This is a genomic window from Synechococcus sp. H55.11 (genome assembly GCF_047462475.1).
Lineage (GTDB): Bacteria > Cyanobacteriota > Cyanobacteriia > Thermostichales > Thermostichaceae > Thermostichus.
The window spans coordinates 1-7,300 of record NZ_JANSJI010000137.1 but is presented as its reverse complement, the minus strand read 5'-3'; the positions used below and the strand labels follow the sequence as shown (position 1 = coordinate 7,300).

The following is a 7,300-nucleotide window of genomic DNA, read 5'->3' as shown; positions in this document are numbered from 1 at the left end:
GCTTGTTTGGCATGGCACCGAAAGCGCGGCGGCTGTGGTGATGGAGGTGATCTCCGGGTTTGGGAAATGCAGTAGGATCGAGGTGAAGAGAGAGGAGGGGCAGGCGATCGCGTCTTTGCTGTCGCCACCAGACAGCGGGATGAGGAAAGTCCGGGCTTTCAGAAGAACACACCGCTGGGGAAACTCCCAGTGCGGGTAACCGCGAGGACAGTGCCACAGAAACATACCGCCGATGGCTGGGATCCCAGCACAGGTAAGGGTGCAAAGGTGGGGTAAGAGCCCACCAGCAACGTCGAGAGGCGTTGGCTCGGTAAACCCCGGTGGAAAGCAAGGCCGCAGCCGCAGGATCATGGCTGTTCTTCGCCCCTGTCGGCTGCATCGAGATCACGGTACCCAGTAGACGCTGGGGAAGGGTGCTCTCGATGGTGGTGAGCCGCTAGAGGGTGATGGCAACATCACTCCCAGATGGATGATCGCCAGTGCGGGTTAGTTCTTGAAAGTTTTGAAAGAACGCCCCACTACAGAACCCGGCTTACAACCTCCTCTCTTTTCCCCTCTTTTTGGTGCCCATCGCCTGTTTTCGTCCCGCCACTCGCGATAGCGGGACGGAGTCCTAAAGCCGCATGAGAGGAGGCTAGCTCTCTGCCTTTTTCACGTCGGTCAAGCCTGCCATCCACAGCTCTACGCAGGCTTGGAGTAGGTCTGGGATTGGTTCGCTTTCAGCGTTTGATGAGCGGCCATGGGACAACTTCTCCTCGCCGCTCGAGGGCAGGCCGGCGGTGACGGCCAACACGGCCGCCCCCAAAATCATCAGGTGTAAAACCCCAGCGGCTCGGTGAAGGCGCTCGGGCTCGACCGATTGGAACTCAGAGCCGGGGAACTGTTGCAAGTATTGTGTTAGCTGTTCCTGCGCCTGAGAAAAGCCGAGCCTCAGAGCGCGGCGATGCTCCTCGGAATAAAAGCCTGCTTCTCCAACCAAAGAGCGCACCAGCTCAGGATTATCGGCCAGCGCCCGAAAACAGGTGTGGACATAGCGCAGCAGAATGGCCTGCAGCCCAGAGCCTTGGAATGAGGCGGGATCCCCCTGGAGAGGAAGATCGGCAATGCCGGAAAAGACCCCCAGCTCACCAAACACGGCCAAGAGCAGCCCCTGCTTGCTGCCAAAGTGCCGAAATAGGGTGACTTCATTAACGCCGGCTAGGTCTGCGATTTGACGGGTGGTGGTCTGGGTAATGCCCTGACGAACAAACAGCTCCCGAGCCGCGTCTAGCAGCCTTTGCCGAGAGGAAGAACGTGCCATGGTGGGTGATGGGGTAAGGAGTTAGGAGAAAACCCTAGAGAACGGCAGCAGCCTGCAAGTAGCGCTTGCATTCGAGGTGAAATATCGTTAAGCTTAGCCTCAGGCGAGATCAAACCTGCTGCTTTTCTGCTCTCTTGTAGCCGCTTTCACTGCTGGGGCTTGCTTGGGCGGGCCTTCAGGGATCCCGGTTTGCCTTTCAGGGTTGTGAGCTCCTTGTGAGCTGAGTCAGGGATTCGGTGGCCTTTGCATGAGAAGCAACTTTGTGAGGAGGTATTTGATTCTGCGCTGCCCTTTCTCTTTTTCTGAGGTTTTGCTGGTTCATGGCCGTTTCCCTTCCTTCCCAATCGCTGGATAATCCTGACCGTTCTGCTTCGCTCACTCAGCCTGAGCCCCAAAAGTCTTTCCGGTTTGCCTGGGAATTTGTTCTCTTTTTCATTGTTTTTCACGCCCTCGCTTTGGTGGGCGGCATTTTTTACTTTTCCTGGCCGGCCCTGGGAGTGGCTCTATTGCTTCACTGGTGCTTCGGCAGCTTGGGCATCTGCCTAGGGTATCATCGTCTTCTTAGCCATCGCAGTTTCCAAGTGCCCAAGTGGCTGGAATATGTCTTTGCTACCTTCGGCGCTCTCGCCATCCAAGGGGGGCCGATTTTCTGGGTGGGCGGCCATCGTCAGCATCACGCTTTTACTGAAGACGAAGAGCGGGATCCCTACTCTGCTCGCAAAGGCTTTTGGTGGAGCCACATGCTCTGGCTCATTTACCAACGGGAAGAGTTTTTTAACCGTGAGAAGTATTCTGCTTTTGCGCCGGATTTGGCTCGGGATCCTTTTTATCGTTGGCTGGACAAGTATGGGCTGCTGCTGCAATTGCCGCTGGCTGCCGTGCTCTACTTGCTGGGGGGTTGGTCGTTCGTCATCTATGGCATCTTTGTGCGGACGGTGTTGCTGCTGCACTGCACCTGGTTGATCAACTCTGCCAGCCACCTCTGGGGTTACCGAACTTTCGAGAGCGACGACAATGCCCGTAACCTTTGGTGGGCGGCCATCTTAACCTATGGTGAAGGCTGGCACAACAACCATCACGCCGACCCGAAGCGCGTGAAAGCAGGCTTGCGTTGGTGGGAGATCGACATGACCTACTGGGCCATTTGGGTGCTGGCAAGACTGGGTTTGGCCCGTAGATTGCATCTGTCTGACCAAAGCCAGGCTACTGGCTGAACGGCTTCTGTCCCAGAACTTGCAGAGGAATCGTCAAGGGATCCCCACCCCTGGGGATCCCTTTTTTATTTAATTGCAGAAAGGGCTATTCTTCTAAGGGGCTATACTGCCACGTTCCGTAGTGGTCGAGAATGCGCTTAATTTGCTCTGGGTCGGCACCGGGTTTTTGACAAATATGCAACGCCTCTACTTGGCTGTCTTGGTAGCGAAAGCTAGAGTCTTTTTTCCACTCCAGCTCCGTTTCTACCCCTGAAACACAAGCCAAATGGGCAGCCACTTCCCGATAAACCATCAGGGGCATGGAATCGTAGCGAACAGCGTAACGTTTCAGCTCAGGGATGCTCACGGATGACAACTCAACCTACACAACTCAAAATGTAGCTACCTCTAGCCAAACTGGAAGACTTCCCAAGGGCTCTCGGCAGCCTCTTTCTTCCCCTCACCCCCGCTCCCAGAAGCAATCGCGGTGCAAAACGCAAAAAAATCCCCTGATTAAGACTCTACGTTGGGCATCTGGCTACTGGCAAAGCAAGATGGGGCTAGGCAATTTTGTCATCCACTAGGGTGCAGCAATTGACCTGGTCCAGGCAAATCTTTCCCCATTGCAGAGCCCAGCGTACCAAAGCCACCCGATTTGCAGTTCGGGTTTTACTCAAAATGTTGCTGATGTGATTGTCAACGGTACGTTTGCTAATCTCTAAGCGCTCCGCAATGTCCTGATTGGTCAGCCCTGCAGCAATCAACTCGATGACCTGCAGTTCCCGCTCCGACAACAAATCAGCGGAATGATAGTCGGCGCCCATTCCGAATGCCTGTAGGATGAACTGTAAAGATTACCTACCCCAATTGTAGGGGATCCCCTCCAAGATGGATAGTCCCGCCGCAGGAAAATCTGCGGCAATTCTCAGGCCGAAGGGTTTGGCGATGTTGACGGGAGCGCTTCTGGGCAGCTTTCACAGGGCATCGGCGCGTTTCCGGGGCAGTTCCACCTGCACCCACAGCCCACCTGCTTGTGGGTGATTGCGCAGGCGGATTGTGCCGCCGTGAAGTTCCACAATTTGCCGCACGATCGCCAGCCCCAGGCCGGTGCCGCCTTTGCTGCGGGCCCGCGCCGCATCGGTGCGGTAAAAGGGTTGAAAGACCAGCTCAAATTGATCCTCCGGCAGGCCAGGGCCGTGGTCGTACACCTCCAGCCGCACCTGGGATCCCTGTTCCAAGAGCAGCACGTGGACAGGGGAGTCGGGCGCGCCATATTTGACGGCGTTGTCCAAGAGGTTGAGGATGAGGCGGTAGAGGCGCTGTTCATCTCCCCAGAGATAGAGCTGGGAGGGGCTGCTCAGGTGCAGTTCCTGGTGACGGGGCTTGGCCAGCGGTTCTAAGCTCTGCCAGGCTTCGCGCACCAAAGCTGCCAGCTCTACCCAGCGCCATTGGGAGCGGGATCCGGCCCCCAAGTTAAGGGCGCTCAGTTCCAACAAGTCTTGTACCAACTGGCTGAGGCGCAGCGTCTCGTTCAGCAATCGTTCCACCCAAACCGCTTGCGCGGTGTCGACCCGGCTTTGTAAAGTTTCGGCCAGCAGGCGAATCGAGGTGAGGGGGGTTTTCAGCTCGTGGGCCACATCCGAGGCCCAGCGATCCCGTTGTTGGGCTAGCAGGGTAGCTTCCAGCCGGTCTTCCAAAAAGATGGCAACCTGCCCCTGCGGCAGTGGCAGCCCCCAAGCCCGCAGCGGAACCGGTTTATTCTCGCCGCCGGAAGGGTAGAAGATCCATTCGCGGCTCTGGATGGGCGTGTTGGCCCCCTGGCGGCGGGTGGCTTCGATGAGCTGATCCAACTCATAGGAGCGCACCCACTCCAGCAGGAGCTTGACGCCCGGCTGCCACTGGCCAATGTGCAGCAGGCGTTGAGCGGCAGGGTTACACTCCAGGACCACGTTGTTCTCGTCCACCCGCAGGTATCCCCAGGGCAGGTGGTGGCTGAGATACTGCCAGTCTTGCAGGTGTCGTTTTTGGCTGGCCCACTCCAGTTCTTGTTGGCGCAGGTGGCGGCTGAGCCGGCTGAGCATCTGTTCTGGCGAACTCAGAGGCAGGGGCACGTGCAGCAGGGATCCCAACTGTTGCAATTGGCGGCCGAAGCGGCGCCGACTCTGCCAGAGCAAAATCAGCGTGCCGAGTAGGCCGATGCCCAACCCAATGAGGATCCCGCTTTCCACTCCCATGGGCCCACCCCCTTTGCCGCCATTGTCGCCCAGGGATGGGGGGGTGAATACCGAACAAGCGAAGGGATCGGGATCTTCGCATCCTTATCGGCGATGCACCATTGTCGTGCTGGCCTGGTCGGTGGGCACCAGCAAGACCTCACTGAGGTTGACGTGGGGGGGACGGGTGACGGCAAACAGCACCACCTCGGCCACATCCATCGCCGTCAGGGGGGTGAGGCCCCGATAGACCGCTGCCGCCCGCTCGCGATCGCCGTGGAAGCGCACCTGGCTGAACTCGGTTTCCACCAAGCCGGGCTGGATCTCGGTGACGCGAATGGGGGTGCCCAGCAGATCCAGCTTCAGGCCCTCGGAGATGGCCCGCACGGCGGCTTTGGAAGCACAATAGACGGCGCCGCCGGGATAGGTCTGCCGACCGGCAATGGAGCCGATGTTCACCACATGGCCGCGGCCCCGCTCCACCATGCCGGGCAAGACGGCGCGGGTAACATACAGCAAGCCCTTGATGTTGGTATCGATCATCTCCTCCCAATCTTGCAGAGCACCGGTGTGGAGCTTGTCCAAGCCGCGACTGAGGCCGGCGTTGTTGATCAAGATGTCGATCTCAGCCCAGACCGGCGGCAAAGACTGGAGCGCCTGTTGTACGGCTGCCCTGTCCCGCACATCCAAAGTCAGCAAGTATGAGGAAGCGCCGTAAGCCTGCTGCAACTCCATAGCCAGCTCCTGCAGACGCTCCTGACGGCGGGCCACCAGGATCAGCTTGGCCCCAGAACGGGCAAAAAGCGTGGCACAGGCTGCCCCGATGCCGCTGCTGGCACCGGTGATGAGCACAATGGCGTTTTCCAGCATAGTCCGCAAGAGTTGAGGGGCTACTAGGGGATCTGCGGCTGGGAACAGGCCGCCTTCCCCGCCTGAAGCGAGCGCTCCAGCAGCTTAACGCAAGCATAGAGTGTATCCAAATGGGGAGTCGGGATCCCTGCCCAACGCCCCAGCTCCGCGATGGCGCCGACAATGCTCTCGATCTCCGTCGGTCGCCCCCGCTCAATATCCTGCAGCATCGAGGTGCGATGGGATCCCACGCGGGCTGCATCCTTGAGCCGTTCTTCCAGAGAGACCGGCAGCCGGATCCCCAGCGCTTGGGCCACAGCCTCGGTTTCCTGCATCACCGACTCAACCAACGCATGGGTGGGCGGGTACTGGGCAATTTCGTCTTGGGCCGCGCGGGTGAGGGCGCTGATGGGGTTGAAAGCGGCGTTGCCCCACAGTTTTTGCCAGATCTCGACCCGAATTTGGGAGGTGAGAGTTACAGGAAGCTGCGCCTGCTCAAAGATGGCCGCCAGAGAGCGCAGCCGCTCCGACAACGATCCATCTGGCTCCCCCAGAATATAGCGCCCGCCGCCGGTGTGCAAAACTACCCCTGGCTCTGCCAACTGCACGGCGATGTACACGACACAGCCGATCACCCGTTCGATCGGCAGATGGGTGGCGATCACCCCGCCCGGATCCACCGAAGTCAAGGAGCGCCCCTCAAACTCGCCGCCATGCCGGTAAAAGTACCACCAGGGAACGCCATTCTGAACAACCACAACGGGGGTGTCCGGGCCACACAGGGATCCCAACTGTGGGGCAAGCAGGGGCAAGCTGTAGGCCTTGACAGCAACGATCACCACATCTTGCCGCCCCAGCTCAGCCAAGTCGTCGCTGGCTGTCAGCCGCTCCACCCAAGCCTGGGAAGGATCCCCCTGCCGGATCAGCTTCAACCCTCGGCTGCGGATGGCCTGCAAGTGGGATCCCCGTGCCACCACACTCACTGGAAAACCGGCTCGGGCCAGGCGGACGGCCAAATGCCCCCCGACTGCCCCGGCGCCGACGATGCCGATTTTCATGTTTCACCAAGCGAGGAAATCCCTACTCGGCCCCGCCCTGGGTGACGCGCAGGATCCCGTATCCGAGCGCCACGCCCACTAGGGTCAGGACAATGGAGAGCCCAGCAATGGTGAAGATCTCACTAGCCATAGATTCCTCTCAGGTGGATTGCCTCGCCCTTTAAGGATATCGGATCTTGGGCCTTCGGCCTTCCCTGAGGTGAGGCGGCCCCTCACGCTCAATATCTCAGGAGAGAAAAACCGCAAAGATTACAGTCTGTGAAGATCCCGGCCACCTCGGACTTGATGGAGGCGCGTCACCCGCCTCTATAATGAAAGCAATTTACAAGTCTTTACCGGCATAGGCTAGATTGTAATGCCTACAGCCGTAAAGCTTGTCCGGTAGCTCTCAGATGGCTCATTGGGCCGTTGTTGAGTACTGGAAACGGTTCTGGACAGGGTCTTGGAGCACTGGGAGTCCTACTTGTAAGAGCTCCTGAGTAGCTCTGGCCAAAGAGCCGTTAAAAGAAGGTGAGGCAAAAGACCCGCGAGTTGAGTCTTTATACCTAGGCTCTTCTCTTGCTTCAAGGAAGCAAACTTTGTAGTTTCATTAGCGTTCTCATTCATTTAGATCTTTTTTGGGAGAAGTTGAGATGACCATCGCGGTAGGGCGCGTACGCCAGGAGCGAGGATGGTTCGACATCGTCG

Annotated in this window: 8 protein-coding genes and 1 other RNA gene; 2 read left to right on the top strand and 7 right to left on the bottom strand. The window is 58.5% G+C overall.

What is annotated here, in order from left to right; translation table 11 throughout:
* The first annotated feature begins 89 nt into the window (after window positions 1–89).
* Window positions 90–551, top strand: an RNA gene (gene rnpB, locus NW853_RS05670) — RNase P RNA component class A.
* 83 nt (window positions 552–634) lie between these two features.
* On the opposite strand, the gene NW853_RS05665 is transcribed toward rnpB, so the two are convergent.
* On the bottom strand, window positions 635–1,300 hold the full coding sequence (locus tag NW853_RS05665; protein WP_414334425.1) for a TetR/AcrR family transcriptional regulator: 666 nt from the start codon (window positions 1,298–1,300) through the stop codon (window positions 635–637).
* 320 nt (window positions 1,301–1,620) lie between these two features.
* On the opposite strand from NW853_RS05665, the gene NW853_RS05660 reads away from it, so the two are divergent.
* Window positions 1,621–2,514 (top strand): acyl-CoA desaturase, encoded by an 894-nt coding sequence (locus NW853_RS05660; protein ID WP_414334423.1) that lies wholly within the window; start codon window positions 1,621–1,623, stop codon window positions 2,512–2,514.
* Between the two features lie 85 nt (window positions 2,515–2,599).
* Here the strand turns inward: NW853_RS05660 and NW853_RS05655 are convergent, their stop codons facing one another.
* The 6 genes from NW853_RS05655 to NW853_RS05630 form a co-directional block, all read right to left on the bottom strand.
* On the bottom strand, window positions 2,600–2,860 hold the full coding sequence (locus NW853_RS05655; protein ID WP_414334448.1) for a hypothetical protein: 261 nt from the start codon (window positions 2,858–2,860) through the stop codon (window positions 2,600–2,602).
* A 193-nt stretch (window positions 2,861–3,053) separates the two neighbouring features.
* The gene (locus NW853_RS05650) at window positions 3,054–3,317 is read right to left on the bottom strand and encodes a helix-turn-helix domain-containing protein (RefSeq protein WP_414334421.1); all 264 of its coding nucleotides are present in this window, start codon (window positions 3,315–3,317) and stop codon (window positions 3,054–3,056) included.
* Between the two features lie 150 nt (window positions 3,318–3,467).
* Entirely contained in the window at window positions 3,468–4,727 is a 1,260-nt protein-coding gene (locus NW853_RS05645) for a sensor histidine kinase (protein WP_414348265.1), read from the bottom strand.
* An 84-nt stretch (window positions 4,728–4,811) separates the two neighbouring features.
* Window positions 4,812–5,576 carry an SDR family oxidoreductase gene (locus tag NW853_RS05640; RefSeq protein WP_414334417.1) on the bottom strand — a complete coding sequence of 255 codons (765 nt, stop codon included), beginning with the start codon at window positions 5,574–5,576 and terminating at the stop codon, window positions 4,812–4,814.
* 23 nt (window positions 5,577–5,599) lie between these two features.
* Window positions 5,600–6,613, bottom strand: a complete 1,014-nt coding sequence (locus tag NW853_RS05635) for a ketopantoate reductase family protein (protein ID WP_414348262.1) — start codon at window positions 6,611–6,613, stop codon at window positions 5,600–5,602.
* A gap of 22 nt (window positions 6,614–6,635) precedes the next feature.
* Window positions 6,636–6,743, bottom strand: coding sequence for a PetM family cytochrome b6-f complex subunit 7 (locus tag NW853_RS05630; RefSeq protein WP_414334413.1), 108 nt, complete (start codon window positions 6,741–6,743; stop codon window positions 6,636–6,638).
* Between the last annotated feature and the right edge of the window lie 557 nt (window positions 6,744–7,300).